Origin of the sequence: Rhizobium favelukesii, assembly GCF_000577275.2 — a bacterium.
Classification (GTDB): domain Bacteria; phylum Pseudomonadota; class Alphaproteobacteria; order Rhizobiales; family Rhizobiaceae; genus Rhizobium; species Rhizobium favelukesii.
The window spans coordinates 577,301-595,770 of the sequence record NZ_HG916855.1 but is presented as its reverse complement, the minus strand read 5'-3'; the positions used below and the strand labels follow the sequence as shown (position 1 = coordinate 595,770).

The window sequence follows — 18,470 nt, the reverse complement described above, 5'->3', positions numbered from 1 at the left end:
ATGTTCAAGAAGGTTCTGATCGCAAACCGGGGCGAAATCGCTGTCCGGATCATCAAGACGTTGCAGCGCATGGGTATTGCCTCCGTCGCCGTCTATTCGGATGCCGACCGCTTTTCCAAGGCTGTACTGATGGCGGACGAGGCGGTACGGCTCGGTCCGGCACCGGCGTCCGAAAGCTACCTCGACGTCGACGCCGTCATCGCTGCCTGCAAGGCGACCGGTGCCGAAGCCGTGCATCCGGGCTACGGCTTCCTGTCGGAGAATATCGGCTTTGCCGAGCGGCTGGCGAAGGAAGGCATTGCCTTCATCGGCCCGACGCCCGGCAATATCGCCGCCTTCGGGCTGAAACATACTGCCCGCGAGCTGGCGCGCGAAAGCGGTGTGCCGCTACTTCGCGGCAGCACACTGTTGGAGACGAGCGACGACGCGCTCACGGCCGCGACCGACATCGGCTATCCGCTGATGCTGAAATCGACCGCCGGCGGCGGTGGCATCGGCATGCAGCTTTGCGACAACCCCGAAAGCCTGAAGGCAGCCTTCGAGAGCGTGCAGCGTACCGCGCGCGCAAGCTTCGGCGATGCCCGCGTCTATCTTGAACGCTTTGTCGCCAGGGCCCGCCATGTCGAAGTGCAGATTTTCGGCGACGGCAATGGCCGGGTGATCGCGCTTGGCGAACGCGACTGCTCTTTGCAGCGCCGGAACCAGAAGGTGATCGAGGAGACGCCAGCGCCGGGGTTGTCCGACGCCGTTCGAACCCGCCTGCATGCAGCGGCCGTCGCCCTCGGCGCCTCCGCCCACTACCGGTCGGCGGGAACGGTCGAATTCATCTATGATCCGGCTGGCGAGGAATTTTATTTCCTTGAGGTCAACACCCGGCTGCAGGTCGAGCATCCGGTCACCGAAGCGGTCTTCGGCATCGATCTCGTCGAGTGGATGATCCGCCAGGCCGCGGGCGAAGACGTGCTCGCCGGCAAGGAGAATCTCGTTCCCAAGGGTGCTGCCATCGAGGCGCGCATCTATGCCGAAATGCCGCATGCCGGGTTCAGGCCAAGTGCTGGACTTCTGACCGAGGTTGTCTTTCCCGAAAACGTGCGTGTCGACGGTTGGATCGAGACGGGCACAGAGGTAAGCTCCTATTACGATCCCATGCTCGCCAAGGTGATCGTGAAGGCTAAGGATCGCCCCGCCGCAATCGAGGCACTCGGCAAGGCGCTCGAGGACAGCGCGATTTCCGGGATCGAGACCAATCTCGATTATCTGAAAGCGATCGCGGCTTCCGATCTGCTGGCGAGCGGCAATGTGGCAACGACGGCACTCAAGGATTTTGTCTTCGTGCCGGATGTCGTCGAAGTAATAGCGCCGGGCGCTCAATCGAGCCTGCAGGAACTGCCCGGACGGCTGGGTCTCTGGCATGTCGGGGTGCCGCCAAGCGGACCGATGGACGAACGATCCTTCCGCCATGCCAACCGGGTGCTCGGAAACGCCGACGAAACGGCGGCACTCGAGATTACCGTCTCCGGCCCTGTGCTCAAATTCTTCTCGGATGTCACGGTCGCACTGGCCGGCGCACAAATGCCGATGACACTCGACGGCACGCCGGTTCAGCACGGCATGGCAATCCTCGTAAAGGCGGGCCAAACGCTTGCGATCGGGGCGATCGCCGGTGCCGGGCAGCGCTCCTATCTCGCCGTCGCGGGCGGGTTCGCGGCCCCGGAAGTGCTCGGTTCGCGCGCAACCTTCGGCCTGGGCAAGTTCGGTGGTCATGCCACGGGAACGCTTCGCGCCGGACATGTGCTGCGGCTGGCGCGTGTTCCGCAGTCAGTATCAAAGCCGGCTAATGAGCCAGTCCGGCTCACGCGCGACTGGGAGGTCGGCGTGCTCTACGGTCCCCATGGCGCTCCCGATTTCTTTCTGGAGGAAGATATCGAAACGCTGTTTGCCACCGAATACGAGGTTCATTTCAACAGCGCCCGCACCGGCGTGCGCCTGATCGGCCCCGCGCCAAAATGGGCGCGCGCCGACGGCGGCGAAGCGGGACTTCATCCATCCAACCTGCACGATAATGCCTATGCGGTGGGCGCAATCGACTTCACCGGCGACATGCCGATCATTCTCGGCCCCGACGGCCCAAGCCTCGGCGGCTTCGTCTGCCCGGCGGTGATTGCTCGCGACGAGCAATGGAAGATGGGTCAGTTCAAACCGGGCGACAAGATCCGCTTCCGTGCTCTAAAACGCGCCGAGGACCCGATCGCCGGGCCGATGGTGAAGCGCATCGGCGACGATGCCGGTGCCGCGATCATCGGACGCAACGAGGTGGGACCGGTCCCCGTGGTCTATCGCCGCCAGGGCGACGACAATCTGCTGGTCGAGTACGGACCGATGCAGCTCGATATCGCGCTGCGCCTGCGCGTGCATCTGCTGATGCAGGCGATCACGGACGCGAAGCTTCCGGGGCTCGTCGATCTCACGCCCGGCATACGGTCGCTGCAGATCCACTATGATGGAACCGGTCTTACCCGCACGCGCCTCGTTGGCCTCTTGACCGAGATCGAGGCTTGCCTGCCGCCGGCGCAGGCGGTGAAGGTCCCGAGCCGGGTCGTGCATCTGCCGCTCTCCTGGAACGATCCCGACGCCGAACTTGCGATGCGCAAATACCAGGAGCTTGTCCGCCCCAATGCGCCATGGTGCCCGTCGAATATCGAGTTCATCCGCCGCATCAACGGCCTGGCCGACGAACAGGCGGTGCGCAACATCGTCTTCGACGCCAGCTATATCGTCCTCGGGCTCGGCGACGTCTATCTCGGCGCGCCGGTGGCCACACCGATGGACCCGCGCCATCGTCTGGTGACGACCAAATATAATCCGGCCCGAACCTGGACGCCGGAAAACGCCGTCGGCATCGGCGGCGCCTATATGTGTATCTACGGCATGGAAGGTCCGGGCGGCTATCAGCTTTTCGGCCGCACGATCCAGGTCTGGAACACCTGGCACCAGACGCCAGTCTTTTCCAAGGAAAAGCCCTGGCTGCTCGACTTCTTCGATCAGATCCGCTTCTTCCCCGTGAGCCATGAGGAACTGACCGAGGCGCGCGCCGCCTTCCCTCACGGCGGCTATCCGATCCGCATCGAGGAGACCGAATTCAGCTATGCGGCCTATGAAGCGGAGCTTGCCGTCAACGCGCAGGCCATCGGCGCCTTTAAGGCCAACCAGCAATTGGCCTTCGAGGCCGAACGCCAGCGCTGGAAGGATTTCGGCCTCGACAGTTTTGTCGTCGACGAGGCCGGCACCGGTCCTGGGCTTGGGGGCGATATTCCAGAAGGCTGCTTCGGCATCGAAAGCGCCGTGCCCGGCAACGTCTGGAAGATCCTCGTCGAAGAAGGCCAGCCGGTCGCCTCCGGCGAGACGCTTGCCATCATCGAATCCATGAAGATGGAAATCAATGTGACCGCCCATGCCGCCGGGCGCGTCCGCGATCTGCGCGCGGGCCCCGGCCGCAACGTGAAAGCCGGCGATGTCCTCGTCGTCTTGGAGGAAATCTGATGCTCCCTGCTATTCTCGATCTCGCTTCGCTCAAATCCACCTATGCATCGGGATTGTCACCTCTCGATCTCGTCGAGGAAGTGATCATCCGCCGCAATGCTTCCGACGATCCGGCGATCTTCATCATGCCGACGCCGGACGATATGCTGCGCGACGCCGCCAAGGCGCTGATGGCCCGCGCGCCCAATCCCAACAGTCTTCCGCTCTGGGGCATCCCTTTTGCGGTCAAGGACAATATCGATGTGGCCGGGCTTCCGACGACGGCCGCCTGCCCGGCCTTCGCCTATCATCCCGACATGGACGCAACGGTGGTGGCACGGCTCAAAGCCGCCGGCGCGCTGGTGATCGGCAAGACCAATCTCGACCAGTTCGCCACCGGCCTCAACGGCACGCGCTCGCCCCACGGCGCGCCGCGCTCGGTTTTCGACAAGGACTATGTGTCGGGCGGCTCGAGTTCCGGCTCGGCGGTTGCCGTCGCTTCGGGCCTGGCGAGCTTCGCGCTCGGCACCGACACGGCCGGTTCCGGCCGCGTGCCGGCGGCCTTCAACAATCTCGTTGGCATCAAGCCGACGCCTGGGCTGGTGCCGAACGTCGGCGTCGTGCCTGCCTGCCGCAGCGTCGACGTCGTCACCATTTTTGCCGCGACGGTTGGCGATGGCGTTGCGATCCGCAAGGTGATGGAAGGCTATGACGCCGCCGATCCGTTCTCGCGCAAAGCGGCTCCCGCCAGCCTGCCCGCCTCGGGCCTCCGGATCGGCGTGCTTGACGGGGCCGAGCGGGAATTCTTCGGCAACAGGCAGGTCGAAGCCCTCTATGACGCCGCAATCGAAAGAGCACGCGTGCTCGGCGCCACCATCGTTGCCTTCGACTATGCGCCGTTCCGGCAGGCGGCCGAACTGCTCTACAACGGCCCCTGGGTCGCCGAACGGCTGGCGGCCGTGAAGGATTTTCTCGCAACGAACGCCGGCGACTTCGATCCCACCGTGCACACCATCATCGAGGGCGCCAAAGCCTACGACGCCGTTGACGCCTTCGAGGGCCGATACAAGCTCGAAGCGCTACGCCAGAAGACCAGGGAAGAGTGGGGGAAGGCGGATATCCTGATGCTGCCGACCTCGCCGACCACCTACACGGTCGAAGAGATGAAGGCGGATCCAATCGTGAAAAACGGTCATTTCGGGCGATACACCAACTTCGTCAATCTGCTCGATTGCGCGGCAATCGCCGTTCCGGCCGGTTTTGACGCGCACGGCCACCTGCCGGCCGGTGTGACACTGATCGGCCCGGCGTTTACCGACGATGCCCTTGCCTCATTCGCCGACGCCATGCACCGGACGTTGAATGCGGGAATGGGCAAGGATCGTGTGGCCAAAATACCCGAGGCAAGTCGTGTGCCGCAAGCCGATGACGGCTCGGTGCCGATTGTCGTCGTCGGGGCACATCTGAGCGGCATGCCGCTCAACCACGAACTCGCCTCTTCGGGCGGATACCGGCTGAAAACTTGCCGAACGGCGGGCGACTACCGTCTCTTCGCGCTGTCTGGAACCGTCCCCCCCAAACCAGGATTGGTGCGCGATCCAAGCTTTGCGGGCAAGGGTGTGGAGGTCGAGGTCTGGGCACTGTCACCCGAAGCCTTCGGTCGCTTCGTCCAGAAAATCCCTGCACCGCTTGGCATCGGCAAGATCTCACTGGATGACGGCACCGCGGTCTCGGGCTTCCTGTGCGAAGCCCATGCCATTGTTGATGCGCTGGATATCACCGACTTCGGCGGTTGGCGAAACTATCTCCGTGCCAAGGCCAAAACAACAGCTTCCTGAGACAAGAGCGGTAAAATGAAGGCATTTCTACTGACGACGTTCCATGTGATCCGCGATGGTGTCGTTGCCCGAAAGCTCGCTATCGGGCTGCCTCCTTTGGCCGCCTCCGACAGCCGTAAGGGGGACGAAAGATGCTGTCGCGGTAATTGGTGATCTTGATTGGACGGGTGGCGGTGCGATGGCACAAACATTGCGACCACCGACCATTTCGCCGAGCCTACACTTTTCGCGGCGTTGTCGCTGGATCGCGGCAGTGTAGGGACGGCTCCCTCAGCCCGAAATCGATGCCGTTCATTTGTACTGCGAGAGCGACCGCACCTGACTTCATCAGGAAAATTCCACTCAACTGCACACCAAATTCATTTGCCTAAGAGTTGGAATAGCGGAAAATTGAAGGGAAGCTTGCTTCTGGGCAGCCGAGTGTCGCAAGGGACGACACCGGCAGCCGCCTTTGAGGGAGAAGAATATGGCGGATAACCGTTCAGACCCGAGCGGGCCCGATCTTGCCCTCGGCATTGCGCTCACCGATCTTCCTGATGGCGGCAAGCTGGTCGGCCATCGCGACGGCGAGCCCGTGCTTCTGGTGCGTCGCGGCGCAGAGATATTCGCCGTCGCTGCCACCTGTTCGCACTATGGCGGGCCGCTGGTCGACGGTCTCGTGGCCGAGTACGGCGTCCGCTGCCCCTGGCATCACGCCTGCTTCGACTTGCGCACCGGAGAGGCCCTGGGTGCGCCTGCGCTATCACCGCTCGCTTGCTGGCCCGTCGAGCAGCGCGGCGAAAGGATTCTCGTTGGCGAGAAGCGAAAGAAACAGTCGCCCGCCCCGCGCCAAAACAATGCCGGGCTGCTCCCAGAAAGGATCGTCCTCGTCGGCGGTGGCGCGGCAGGCTTTGCCGCAGCCGAGAGATTGCGGCGTGTACAATATCAGGGCGCCATCGTCATGATTAGCGACGACGAGGCACTGCCCGTCGACCGCCCAAACCTTTCGAAGGACTATCTCGCGGGCAAGGCGCCCGAAGACTGGATCCCGCTGCGCAAGGAAGGCTTTTATGCCAGGAACGGCATCGACCTGCGCCTCGGAACCAAGGTTGCCGCCATCGATGTCCGTGCCAGCGAGGTCGTGCTCGCCGATGGAGCTCGGGTCGCCTTCGACAAATTGCTGCTCGCGACCGGCGCCGAACCGGTGCGCCTGACCATCCCCGGCGCCGGCCAGCCTCATGTCCACACGTTGCGCTCGCTTGCCGACAGCCGCAGGATTATCGCGCAGACCGGCGCGGCGCGGCACGCTGTCGTGCTCGGCGCCAGCTTCATCGGCCTCGAGGTTGCCGCCGCTCTTCGGACCCGCGGTGTTAAAGTGCATGTGGTGGCGCCCGACGAACGCCCGATGGGACGGGTTCTGGGCCCCCAGATGGGCGACTTCATCCGCGCCCTGCATGAGGAAAATGGCGTCGTCTTCCACCTCGGGGATACTGCGGCGAGCATCGACGCGAGCGAGGTCCGGCTGAGCAGCGGCGGCACCCTGGCCGCCGACATCGTCGTTGCTGGTATCGGCGTGCGGCCGCGGGTCGATCTCGCCAAAGCAGCCGGTCTCGCCACCGATCGGGGCGTCCTGGTCGATGCCTATCTCGAGACCAGCGTGCCAGGGATATATGCGGCCGGCGATATCGCGCGGTGGCCCGACCCTCACAGCGGCGAGAACATCAGGGTGGAGCACTGGGTGGTGGCGCAGCGGCAGGGGGCTGCCGCGGCCCTCAATATGCTCGGACGCCGGAAGAAGTTCACGGATGTGCCGTTCTTCTGGAGCCAGCATTACGACATTCCGATCAACTATGTCGGCCATGCCGAGGAATGGGACGCGATCGAGGTCGAGGGGGACGTTGCCGCGAGGGACTGCCTCCTGCGCTTCAAGCGCGGCGGACGCGTTCTGGCGGTTGCCACGATCTTCCGCGATACCGAAAGCCTCCAGGCAGAACTGGCGATGGAGCAGAACAAAGCCTAGAGTGATGGGATCATGCAGCATGACCTCTGATCAGGGGCCGGTCGGACGGCTGCTCCCCTGAATGTGCCACACGAGAATGCCGGCAAGCCCCATGAGGTTGATCAGGACGAGCGGTAGGAAATGATCTTCGCCGAACATAGCAGAGCTCACCAGCAGTGACTTTCAACGATCAGGAAAAGGGCCGGATGCCGCAGGCGGCAGCTGGCCCTTTCGCCTACTTCTTGATCGGGAAGGTCAGGTCCATCAGATCGGAATCGACGACGAGACCGCCGGTAGCTTCGCCGGTTCGGTCTCGCTGGCATTCTCGCTGACGCCGTGGCGGTCTCCCGGTATTTCAGAGAAGCTTTCGCCCGATGGCGTTATGTTGATGCCCTGGCTGGTTTTTGTCGACCGTCCCGCTCTAGGTCTGGTCGCAGGCGAAGTTGTCGATGAAGTTGCTCCACTCGCTGCTCGTTCCGCTACCCTGCCAGTAGGAATGAAATACCTGCAACGGAGCGACAGGTTCGGCGTAGCTTGGCAAATTCGCGGTTTTGTAGCCCTTCCTTTTGTCGCGATCCTTGCTCGCGACAATATGGCGATAAAAGGCAATTTCATCGACATTTCAGCATGACATGTCGACAAATCTGCGGAACGCGGACATGTCATTGGATCCTAAACGGCCCTATCGCTGGTGATGCAATTTTGGCCTCTCGGCGAATGTAGATCACCGCTGGGATTGGAAGTGTGCTGCGTCCAGGTTCAGCCTGTCAGGCTCGGCTGCTCGCGCTTGCCAATGGAGCCACGATCAGTCTCGCTGGCTCCATCCGCACGACAACGCTTGTCAGAGATTTGGCGATAAAAAGGCGTCGTCGCAGCTATAGCCGATGTTTTTCGTCAGATCGTGTCCCTCGAACTTCTCGGCGAAATAGCGCTCGCTGTAGGAGAGGTTGTGGCGGGACGATGAGATGATCTCTTCCGAGCGCAGATTCTGGATATCGATCTCGCTCTTCAAGGACAGTCGACTCCTTCGCAGGACGATCACGAAGCTAACCTGGTTTGGCCGCCAGGGCGATCGATTCCGCCACGTCGTTTACCCGATCAGACAACATGGCCGTCGCTACGCGAAGATGTGCGCTTGGAAGAATAGAAAATTTGGCGCCGGGATGAACCGCAATGCCTCGCGCCGCCAGGGTGACCATCCCAAAAGGTTCCGATGCGACCGGGACCCAGGCGCACAGGCCGCTGCCGTGCTGCGCTTCGATCCCACGCTCTACCAGGGCATCAACCAGATCGGCCCGACGCTGGAAGTAGATGTCGCGAGAGCGTTGCAGCGAGGTTTGCGTCGCGGGATCCCGCAGAAGCCACGCGGTGGCCGCCTGAAGGATGCGGCTTGTCCAGCCGGCGCTGAAGCTACGGTAAGACTGGATCTGTTCAACGATCGCACGCGAGCTCGACATGACGGCAAGTCTGAGATCCGGACCATGCGTCTTTGAATAGGAGAGAATGTGAATTGTCCGGTCGGCAAACCGGCCGCCGAGCGAGTGACGTGGAGCCGTGGAAATATCGGCTATGCCGTCATCCTCGACGATCAACGTGTCCGTGCCCTCGAGAATGTCTCCGAGACGTTGCAACCGCTCGCTGCTGAGGCTCTGACCGGTCACCGAGTGAAGCCTCGGCTGAAAAATGAAGGCGACAGGCCGCAGCTTCATTGCAGCTTCCAGCGACGAAGGCAGCGGTCCTTCCCGATCGCACTGGACCGGAATGATCCGCACGCCGCGGTCTTCCAGAATATCAAGAAGGCGCATGGCGGTCGGATCTTCGATTGCAACAGATGCACCGGGCATGACGAGCGCCTGGATGAGTGTGTAGACCGCGTTATACCCCCCGTTCGTCGCCAGGTATGCCTCAGGCTCGTATGGCCACGTCTTTCGGACAGCCTCTTCGAGTTCCGGAAGTATGCGGCTTCGCTCGTAGCTGTTGAGATTTTCCGCTGAGGCTCCATAGGCCATGGCTTCCGCAAGTTTCGGCAAAAGCCGAACATCCGGCACTGCCGATGTGAGGTCGAGGACATCGGCTCCATAACGGCCGGAACTGCCGAGCCGTTCAGGCTTCGCCACGAAACGGTCGCCGCTCACCCAAGTGCCATTCCGTCCCCTGCCGGTAATGATTTTCTGACGTCTTAGCTCGCTCCAGGCCTCGGAGATCGTCGCCGGACTGATCCCCAGCGCAAAGGCGAGATCGCGGATCGGCGGCAGCTTCGTTCCGACGGGAAGTGCCCCGGCCCGGATTAAGGCACTGGTTTCAATCGCAATTCCTCGAATTGTCCGATCGGTCAATGTTTGAGCAAACCAAGCCGCATCAACAGTATCGCTCATTTAATCGCCACTTTTAATGTTCAATAACATAATAACATTTGATCGGAGAAATTTGAACATTTAATTATTCAGAAAACAAGGTCTTTGCGAGTGACTGCCAATGCCCCTTAGTCTCCGACTTGCCCTCCGCGACTGGGATTACATGACGCCCCTGGTTCTCGGCGATGTCTCCTCTCCCAAGCTTGACATCAAGGTCGACCGGGTCGGCACATTGCTCACGCATCTCGGCAAGAGCGAAGACTACGATGTCGCCGAAATGTCCTTCAGCCGCTATACGCAGCTGCGCATTGACGGCGACGTGAGCATCGTCGGCATTCCGAACTTCATCATGCGCGGCTTCCGTCACCGCTGCATCATTACCCGCAAGGACGGCCCCATCACCGAACTCGGCCAGCTGGCCGGAAAGCGCATCGGCGTGACCGGATGGCGCGACTCCGGAAATACCTGGACCAGAGCGGCTCTGCGTCGCGAGGGCGTCGGCGTCGAGGATGCCATGTGGTATGCAGGCCGCCTGACAGAAGCGCATCCAATCGTCGATCGCCTCGACGGCTTCGGCCGGCCCGGCCGTATCGAAGCGGCTCCTGGCGAGCGTCCCATGGTCGATCTGCTCAAGGAAGGCTCCCTCGATGCGATCTTCACCCCTTTCATGCCAGACGGCTACTTCGGTGGAGGACTGCCGTTCCGGCAAGTCATTTCCGATTTCAGAGGCGCCGAACGTCGATATTTCGATGATGTGGGCTATGTTCCCGGCATGCATCTGATCGGCATCAAAGCGGGCATCGTCGCGCAGAACCCGTGGGTGATCGAGGAACTCAGCAAGCTGATCGATGAATCGCAGCGCCTATGGCTGAGCAAACGCCGCAAATATGCGGACACCTCGCCCTTCATGATGGACGAGCTGTTGAAGTCGGCGGCCGAGCTTCCAGTCGGCTGGGAGGCCAGCGGCTTTGCGGTCAATCGCAAGATGATCGCTGACTTCGCCAACGAGCTTCACGTCCAGGGCATCCTGCCGCAGCTGATCACCCCGGAAGACCTCTTCTCCTTCGATGTGGACGGTAGCCGCATCGGGTGAGCGCAACACGAAACGCATCAGTCGAACCAAACAGGGGAAATGGAAAAATGTCGATCAGGAAAATTGCATGCCTTGCTCTGACGAGCGTGGTGATCTCGGGAACGGTCTTCGCTGAAGATGCGGCCCTGCCCAAGCTTTCCGTCAACGACGCGCTTCATGCGCAATTGCCCGAAGCGATCCGCACGTCCGGCAAGATGATCTCCGTCAACAACGGCTCATTTCCCCCTTATGAAATCGTCACAGGCACCGAGATGAGCGGCGCCAGCGCCGATCTGACCGACGCACTCGGCCAGGTTCTCGGCGTCAAGATCGAGCATGAGACTGTGGGTGGTCTGCCGGCGCTGCTGGCCGGCGTCAACTCCGGCCGTTACCAGTTTGCCTTCGGTCCCGTCGGCGATTTCAAGAGCCGAGAAGAATCCAACGACTTCGTCGACTGGGTGCAGGAATTTGTTGTCTTTTCGGTGCAAAAGGGCAATCCCAAGGGCATCACCTCGCTCGACACCGCCTGCGGCAACCGCCTCGCGGTCATGGCTGGAGGCTCGGCTGAAAAGGTCATCCAGGTGCAGGCCGAAAAGTGCAAGGCCGACGGCAAGGGCGCGATCGAGGTGCAGTCCTTCACCGACCAGCCGAGCTCGATCCTTGCCGTCCGCTCCAAGCGTTCGGATGCCTTCTTCTCCTCCCAGGCGCCGCTCACCTATTTCGTTTCGCAGGCTAACGGCCAGCTGGAACTGACCGGCGTCGGGCAGAAGAACGGCTTCGAGGATCTCTATCAGGGCGCCGTCGTGGCGAAGGGCTCTCGGCTTGGCCCGGTCCTGCGCGATGCGATCAAGGTGTTGATGGACAACGGCACCTATGCCGCGATCATGAAGAAGTGGGGCCTTTGAGAACAACATGATCAAGGAGCCCGGCATCAACCTCGGTGGGACGCTTCCGAAATGAGCACACAAACGCAAATACTCGCATCGCCCTCCGGCGATGTGAGAAGCCGGGACGTGGCCCACGCCCACAAGCCCTTCCCCAAGGGTCGCGTCGCGGCTTGGGTCATCACGCTCGCGATCGCCGCCTACTGGGCCTTTTCGGTCGCGCATAACGAGAATTTCGGCTGGCCGGTCGTCGCTCAATATTTCTTCGACCCGACCGTCATCAGCGGCCTTTATGTCTCGCTCGGCCTGACGGTCGTCGCGATGATCATCGGCATCGCGCTCGGCCTCGTGCTGGCCATCGCGAGAATGTCTAGCGATCGGCTGGCGAGTTCGCTCGCCTCGCTGTTCATCTGGTTCTTCCGCGGAACGCCGCTCTTGGTGCAGCTGATCTTTTGGTACAATCTTTCCACTCTGTTTCCGACGCTGTCGGTCGGCATTCCCTTCGGCCCAACCTTCATGAGTTGGGATACAAACTCTGTGATCAGCCCGATGACGGCCGCGATCGCCGGTCTTGCGCTCAATGAGTCCGCCTACATGGCGGAAATCATCCGCGGTGGCCTGCTTTCGGTGGACAAGGGCCAGTTCGAGACGGCGGAGGCCTTCGGCATGACGCGCATCCGCGCGCTTCGCCGCATCATCATTCCGCAGGCCATGCGCTCGATCGTTCCGCCGACCGGGAACCAGCTGATCAGCATGATCAAGGCGACCTCGCTTGTCAGCGTCATCGCCATGGCCGATCTGCTCTATTCGGTTCAGTCGATCTACAACCGCACCTTCGAGATCGTGCCGATGCTGCTCGTCGCGGTCCTCTGGTACCTGCTCATCACGTCGGTCCTGAACGTCGGCCAGGCCTATATCGAGCGCTACTACAGCCGCGGCGATCGCCGCACGGGCGCCGCCAAGGCTGCAAAGGAAGCGGCTGTCATGGCACAGGCAACGGAGGCAGGCGCATGAACGAGATCTCCACCATCGAGCCTCTCGTCAAGGCACGCAATGTCCATAAGTCCTTCGCAGACCTGGAAGTGCTGAGGGGCATCGATCTCGACGTCGCGCCTGGTGAGGTCGTCGTCGTCCTTGGACCCTCCGGCTCCGGCAAGTCGACGTTCCTGCGCTGTATCAACCACCTCGAATCCATCAACCAGGGTTCGATCGAAGTGGATGGCGAGCAGATCGGCTACCGCCTGCACAAGGACCGGCTGCTGCAGCTGTCGAACCAAGCGATCGCCCTGCAGCGCCGCAAGATCGGCATGGTCTTTCAGCAGTTCAACCTCTACCCGCATATGACAGCGCTGCAGAACATCATCGAGGCGCCGGTCGGTGTCCATGGCGAAAGCCGCAAGGCGGCGACCGAAAATGCGCTGAGGCTTTTGGAACGGGTTGGCCTTTCGATCAAGGCCGACAACTACCCGCGCCAGCTTTCCGGCGGCCAGCAACAGCGCGTGGCGATTGCCCGCGCGCTGGCCATCAAGCCGAAGCTGATGCTCTTCGACGAGCCGACCTCGGCACTCGACCCCGAGCTGGTCGGCGAGGTACTCGCCACCATGCGGGATCTTGCAAATCAGGGTTTGACGATGATCGTCGTCACCCACGAGATCGGATTTGCTCGGGAAGCGGCCGACCGCGTCGTCTTCATGGATGGCGGCAAGGTCGTGGAACAGGGCAAGCCGGAGGACGTAATCGGCAACCCGCAGCACCCTCGCACCAGAAGCTTCCTGTCGCGCTACATCTAGCGCGGCGGTCCCCCTGCCCTTGCCCCTGCGGGCTGGCTTTACCGTAAGCCGGCCGGCGATACCGCGCCCGTAAAACTGGAACTGCCATGCCCCTCGACAATGATTTTGCCCGCCTCTCCGATTTCGAACCGATGGAAGCAGAGTTGACGGCCATCCGCCGGCATCTCCACGCCCATCCCGAGCTCTCCTTCGAAGAGGCCGAGACCGCGCGTTTCGTTGCCGAAAAGCTCGAATCCTGGGGCTATGAGGTGACCCGCAACGTCGGCGGCCATGGCGTGGTTGCGCGTATGACGGTCGGCGCCGGAAAAAAGAGCATTGCCATCCGCGCAGACATGGACGCCCTGCCGATCACCGAGGAGACCGGCCGCCCCTATGCCAGCACGGTTACCGGCAAGATGCATGCGTGCGGACAATGACGGCCACACGACGATACTTCTCGGTGCGGCCGAATATCTGGCCCGCACGCGCCGCTTCAATGGTACCGTCAGTCTCATTTTCCAACCGGCCGAAGAAGCGGGTGCGCTGAGTGGCGCGCCCGCGATGATCGCCGACGGGCTGTTCGAACGCTTTCCCTTCGACGTTATCTTCGGTCTGCACAATCATCCCGGCGCGCCCGAGGGCACCTGGCTGATACGCTCGGGACCGCTGATGGCAGCTGCCGACAGCGCCGAGATCATCATCAAGGGCAAAGGTGGCCACGCCTCGCGGCCGCATCTCACCGTGGATCCGGTGGTCGTTGCGTGCAACCTCGTCGTCAGCCTGCAATCGGTCGTCTCCCGCAGCATCGATCCGACGCAGACCGCCGTCGTCACGGTCGGGGCGATCCATGCCGGCGAAGCCGCAAACGTCATCCCCGAAAGCGCAAAACTACTGCTCAGCATCCGATCATTCGACCCAAAGGTGCGCGAGACGTTAGAGGCCAGGATCCGCAGGCTCGCCGAAACGATTGCCGATGGTTACGGCGCAACCACGGAAATCGAATACGCCCACGGACACCCCGTGGTTGTCAATTCGGAAGCGGAAACCGAATTCGCTCGCACGGTCGCCGAGGAACTCGTCGGTCCAGAGAAGGTGGCCTTGTGCAACCTCATCCCCGGCAGTGAGGACTTCTCGCATTTCCTCGAGCACAAGCCCGGCAGCTTCCTGCGGCTCGGCAACGGTGTGGAATCCGCGATCCTGCACAGTGCGAAATACGACTTTGCCGACAAATCCCTGACGGTCGGTGCTGCGATGTGGGCACGCTTGACCGAACGCTATCTCGACGGCTGAGCCACCACAAAGCCTCAATAACGTAGTCGGCACGAGAAGCGGAACCGAATGGCCCACGGCCGCGTGTTCCGCTTCTCGTGCTGTCTCGGCCGAGTCGCCAACCTCTCGGTCGACGGACGACAGGCTCCCTGATCGGGCCGCTTTTTTTGTTAAGACCGTAAAGGCTACGAGCAAAGACGCCGCATATGACCAGACGACTTTTACGAGACGTGGAATTTACAATCCGATCGTGGAGCCATCGTTGGACTTCTACCTCATGGTTCCCATAACGTTCGAGACGTTCTTGCTACGTTTCCGCGCGCGCGACTGCCGCGGCAAAGGGTTCGTCCGTCGACCGGCCGCCAGCACCACTTTTGAGACCGTCATCGTCGAAACGTTGCATGGCGGGAATCTTATCACTGCGCGCTTGGTCGCTCCCAATCAGGTCGCGCACATAGTCACCAGCATTGGAATATAGCCCGGTCATCGCTTGCGCCTCGACCCACTCTTTCATTGGGTCCGGTAAAGATGCGTTCATCATAGCCATTCGAGCTCCATATTGCGCGGAAGTTGGCTCAACTTGGCAAAGTTTGTCAAACTCGATCACTTTGGACACGGAGGTACGGCCCGGGCAGGTTTATTCACCACACATGACGCACCACGCACTCGATCGCGTAGATCGTGGTCGAGTAGCTATGCCATTCGGCTTCGCCCTCACAGATCCGGGCGGGCGGATTTCCCGCACCCGGCTCTTCCCGAGAGTAACCCGCGTCATCTCCCTGGCCTGCGCCCAAGTTCGAGTAACACGTGGGACTGGCAGCGCGAAGCGTCGCGCTCGGCCTGGCGGCGACGCAATCGTCGGGTCTGCGGTTGCAGTTCGGTTATGACGCCAAACCCTATCATGCCGGCATGGCGGCGCGATCCGGGTTCCTCTCTGCTCGGCTGGCGGCGGCGGACTTTGGCGGCGCACCGGATTTCCTCGGCAATCAGATCGGCTTCCACGCGGCTTATGCTTTTGGCGCGGAACGTCTCTCTGCCGTAACGCAAGACTGGGGCGTACCGTGGCAGATCGTTTCGCCCGGCCTGACGCTGAAGGCTTACCCCTGTTGCACAGCCGGCCATCCCGTCGCTTCACTCGGCATCGACTACACCGGGCCGGTCTTCGCGCGGATGAGATCGAAACGATCACATTCACCTATCCACCCGGCGCCGATGCCGCACTGGTGGTGAGCACGTCGAACAATGGCATCGAGGCCCGCTTCAGCCCGGAATACGTCTTTTCCGCTGCCCTGATCGATGGCGGGCTTCGGCTCGACCATTTTGACGAGCGGCCGGTGGAGCCGCGCTTGATGGCGACCGCCGAACGCGCCAGCCGTCGCCACGACGATAGCGCGCCGCGCATGTCGAGCGACCCAAAGACCCGTTTCGTGATCCTCGATATTGCGCTACGCGACGGCAGCGCGATCACGCGGCGCTTCGATGGTCTGCCCGGCGTTACGGATCCGACCGAGAAGTTTCGCGACGCAACCAACCGCAATCCTGCCTGTGCCGATATTCCTCTACTCATCCGCCGCATGAGCAGCGCCGACGATCTTCGCCAGCTTCTGGCGCTGTTGAACCAGAACGTGGTTTAAACCGAATTGACGAAAGATCCTTGCCATGAGCACTAAAAGACAAATCCACCTGGGCCTGTTCCTGCAGGGTGGGAGGCGCGGGCCTTTTATAAGAGCCTGAAGGAACGCGTCGTACGTGCTGGTCGGCGGGCTGACGACGTCGCGGTGATGCCAGGTTTCCTGCCGGTGATCGGGCGCACGGTCAAGGAAGCTGCGGACAAGCTGGCCGAACTCGACCAGTGGACGGAACTGAAGAGCGCCATGCCGCTGCTGGAAGAACGGATCGGTCATCCCCTTGCCGACTACGACCTAGATGGCCCGCTCCCGCACCTGCCGATTTCCGACCAGTTGCGTAGCCGCGCCGACCTTCTGACAGCGCTCGCGCGGCGCGAGAACCTGACCATCCGCCAGCTGGCATTGCGTGTTGCGGCCGGCCGCGGCCATCACATCATGCTCGGCACGCCGGTTGAGATTGCCGATCGAATGGAGCAATGGTTCGAGGGACGTGCCGCCGACGGTTTCAACGTCATGCCGCCGTTCTTCCCGGACGGCCTCGAAGACTTCACGCATTTGGTCGTACCGGTCCTGCAGGAACGCGGCCTATTCCGCACTGAATACAGCGACTCAACCTTGCGTGACCATCTTGGCCTGATACGTCCTGCTATGCTAGATGTAGCCTTGGCATGGTCGGGTGCGGCGAACCGGCCGACCCATCATCGCTCGTGAATGCTTCAGCAACAAAACGCCCTCGTCGATGCGCCCGTTTTTCAAGCATGGACAGGGCCGGGAAGGCGATCTCAGCGCGATAGGGCCGATTGTCAGGCGTTTGGGATTGCCGTTGCTGAAATCTTTTGTTTCTCTCTGATTGCTCGGACTGTCAGAAAGCGCGCGATAACGACAACTTTTGTTCTCTTCATCCAGACCACGCTCTATTTCGCTGGCTTGCTAAGCGTCCGGAACCCTGACCGGTTTCCGCGCACTTGCGTGACCATCCTTCCGCAACCGGGAGATATGCTCGCCTTGAAGGCGATCTGAACCGGCGGCGCCTTAACTCAGATAAGCTAAGTGCCTGATAAACCCAAATTCACGGCATAACGCCTGTTTATGCCATTTTGTTGTTGCGATCTCTGGTCCAAGTAGCTCGATGGCATTGGGCAAATCCACCTTATAACGTGGACGGCCCCTGATGTTGCTTCTTCAAAGCGCTATTTGCGTGAGATGAGCGCCCTCAGATTGTACTAACATTGTTGTAACGCTTCTGCCGATACTTATAGGTTGATCATCCTGAAGGAGTCGCTGATGTTGAGCGCAGTCAAGAAGTTCGGCAATTCTGCCGGCGTGATAATTCCCAAGCCTTTGCTTTCCGAGCTAGGCGCGCAAGCCGGCGACGATGTCGATCTGCGCGTCGAAAACGGCAGGATCGTGATCGAGCGCGTGGCACGACCTATGCGGAAAGGCTGGGCCGCGGACGCGCAGCGTCTTGCTGCTGAGCGCGACGATGGTCTGGTCTGGCCCGAGTTCGGCAATGACGAGGACGAGACGATCGCATGGTAAAGCGCGGTGATGTGTGGCTTGCCGCGCTTGATCCAACGGTTGGCATGTGAGATCCAGAAGACCAGGCCCTGCCTGATCGTTTCGCCCCCTGAGATCCATGATCATCTGCGTACCGTCATCGCCGCGCCGATGACATCAGGAAGCCGTCCGGCCGGTTTCAGAGTCTCTGTGTCGTTTCAGGGGGTGGCCGGCCTCATCCTGCTAGAGCAGACGCGCGCCCTTGAGAAGCGCCGCCTGGTGAAGCATCTCCGGCAGGTGCCTGATGCCGTTTTGAAGGATGCGCTAAGGGTTCTACGGGAGCTCTCTGAGGAATGAAGACAATGGGACCTACACGCCGGAATTGATCGACAATCGTCGATTTCAATCGACGCCCCCCGCGCGAGGGAATACCCAATCGACGACGAGAGCGAGGCAGGATGCGTTCAAGTCGGCACGACAATGCCAGCGCTTCGTCTCCATCCATGGCCCGATCGCCAACCTTTTCCATCTTCTTCGCAGCCCGAAGAGCACTACTGAACATCGCAAACTGCGAAACGCCGCCATGAACACGTGGCGCGAAATCACCCTGTCGACCGCAGCATAAACCGGCCCCATCGTGGCCATCCTGTGTCCGACCCAAG

The 18,470-nt window shown here is 61.4% G+C and carries 11 protein-coding genes and 7 pseudogenes; 15 read left to right on the top strand and 3 right to left on the bottom strand.

Annotated features, from left to right (window positions below; translation table 11 throughout):
- From uca to LPU83_RS72870, 4 genes are all read left to right on the top strand, one after another.
- A complete protein-coding gene (gene uca, locus LPU83_RS66350; protein WP_024316048.1) occupies positions 1–3,540 on the top strand; it encodes an urea carboxylase in 3,540 nt (1,179 codons plus the stop codon).
- The gene (gene atzF / locus LPU83_RS66345; protein ID WP_024316047.1) at positions 3,540–5,357 is read left to right on the top strand and encodes an allophanate hydrolase; all 1,818 of its coding nucleotides are present in this window, start codon (positions 3,540–3,542) and stop codon (positions 5,355–5,357) included. The genes uca and atzF overlap by 1 nt, the downstream gene beginning before the upstream one ends.
- Before the next feature lie 466 nt (positions 5,358–5,823).
- Positions 5,824–7,356, top strand: a complete 1,533-nt coding sequence (locus LPU83_RS66340; RefSeq protein WP_024316046.1) for an FAD-dependent oxidoreductase — start codon at positions 5,824–5,826, stop codon at positions 7,354–7,356.
- Positions 7,357–7,723: 367 nt separating this feature from the next.
- Positions 7,724–7,966, top strand: coding sequence for a hypothetical protein (locus tag LPU83_RS72870; RefSeq protein WP_162392088.1), 243 nt, complete (start codon positions 7,724–7,726; stop codon positions 7,964–7,966).
- 210 nt (positions 7,967–8,176) lie between these two features.
- On the opposite strand, the gene LPU83_RS66325 is transcribed toward LPU83_RS72870, so the two are convergent.
- Together LPU83_RS66325 and LPU83_RS66320 are read right to left on the bottom strand one after the other, a co-directional pair.
- On the bottom strand, positions 8,177–8,347 hold the full coding sequence (locus LPU83_RS66325) for a hypothetical protein (protein ID WP_176703589.1): 171 nt from the start codon (positions 8,345–8,347) through the stop codon (positions 8,177–8,179).
- 34 nt (positions 8,348–8,381) lie between these two features.
- Positions 8,382–9,710, bottom strand: a complete 1,329-nt coding sequence (locus LPU83_RS66320) for an aminotransferase-like domain-containing protein (RefSeq protein WP_024316044.1) — start codon at positions 9,708–9,710, stop codon at positions 8,382–8,384.
- 100 nt (positions 9,711–9,810) lie between these two features.
- Here LPU83_RS66320 and LPU83_RS66315 point away from each other — a divergent pair, with 100 nt between their 5' ends.
- The 6 genes and pseudogenes from LPU83_RS66315 to LPU83_RS74770 form a co-directional block, all read left to right on the top strand.
- Complete coding sequence (locus LPU83_RS66315; protein ID WP_024316043.1) at positions 9,811–10,782, top strand: substrate-binding domain-containing protein; 972 nt, start codon at positions 9,811–9,813, stop codon at positions 10,780–10,782.
- 47 nt (positions 10,783–10,829) lie between these two features.
- Positions 10,830–11,721: pseudogene (locus LPU83_RS66310) on the top strand (ABC transporter substrate-binding protein).
- Positions 11,718–12,659: an amino acid ABC transporter permease gene (locus LPU83_RS66305; protein ID WP_024316042.1), complete on the top strand. Its 942-nt coding sequence runs from the start codon at positions 11,718–11,720 to the stop codon at positions 12,657–12,659. The pseudogene LPU83_RS66310 and the gene LPU83_RS66305 overlap by 4 nt, the downstream one beginning before the upstream one ends.
- A complete protein-coding gene (locus LPU83_RS66300) occupies positions 12,656–13,435 on the top strand; it encodes an amino acid ABC transporter ATP-binding protein (RefSeq protein ID WP_024316041.1) in 780 nt (259 codons plus the stop codon). The genes LPU83_RS66305 and LPU83_RS66300 overlap by 4 nt, the downstream gene beginning before the upstream one ends.
- Before the next feature lie 86 nt (positions 13,436–13,521).
- Positions 13,522–14,704: pseudogene (locus LPU83_RS66295) on the top strand (M20 aminoacylase family protein).
- 130 nt (positions 14,705–14,834) lie between these two features.
- Positions 14,835–14,995, top strand: a pseudogene (locus LPU83_RS74770) (hypothetical protein); the annotation flags it as partial.
- Here the strand turns inward: LPU83_RS74770 and LPU83_RS66290 are convergent.
- Positions 14,991–15,230: a ribbon-helix-helix domain-containing protein gene (locus LPU83_RS66290; RefSeq protein WP_029710161.1), complete on the bottom strand. Its 240-nt coding sequence runs from the start codon at positions 15,228–15,230 to the stop codon at positions 14,991–14,993. The pseudogene LPU83_RS74770 and the gene LPU83_RS66290 sit on opposite strands and share 5 nt — an antisense overlap.
- Before the next feature lie 278 nt (positions 15,231–15,508).
- On the opposite strand from LPU83_RS66290, the pseudogene LPU83_RS66285 reads away from it, so the two are divergent.
- From LPU83_RS66285 to LPU83_RS74765, 5 genes and pseudogenes are all read left to right on the top strand, one after another.
- Positions 15,509–16,317, top strand: a pseudogene (locus LPU83_RS66285) (MmgE/PrpD family protein); the annotation flags it as partial.
- A 72-nt stretch (positions 16,318–16,389) separates the two neighbouring features.
- Positions 16,390–17,022: pseudogene (locus LPU83_RS66280) on the top strand (LLM class oxidoreductase); the annotation flags it as partial.
- A 573-nt stretch (positions 17,023–17,595) separates the two neighbouring features.
- The gene (locus LPU83_RS66275; RefSeq protein WP_024316035.1) at positions 17,596–17,850 is read left to right on the top strand and encodes an AbrB/MazE/SpoVT family DNA-binding domain-containing protein; all 255 of its coding nucleotides are present in this window, start codon (positions 17,596–17,598) and stop codon (positions 17,848–17,850) included.
- A pseudogene (locus LPU83_RS66270) lies at positions 17,844–18,165 on the top strand (type II toxin-antitoxin system PemK/MazF family toxin). Before LPU83_RS66275 ends, LPU83_RS66270 begins: the two are co-directional and overlap by 7 nt.
- Before the next feature lie 71 nt (positions 18,166–18,236).
- Positions 18,237–18,433 (top strand): annotated as a pseudogene (locus LPU83_RS74765) (IS6 family transposase); the annotation flags it as partial.
- Positions 18,434–18,470: the final 37 nt, after the last annotated feature.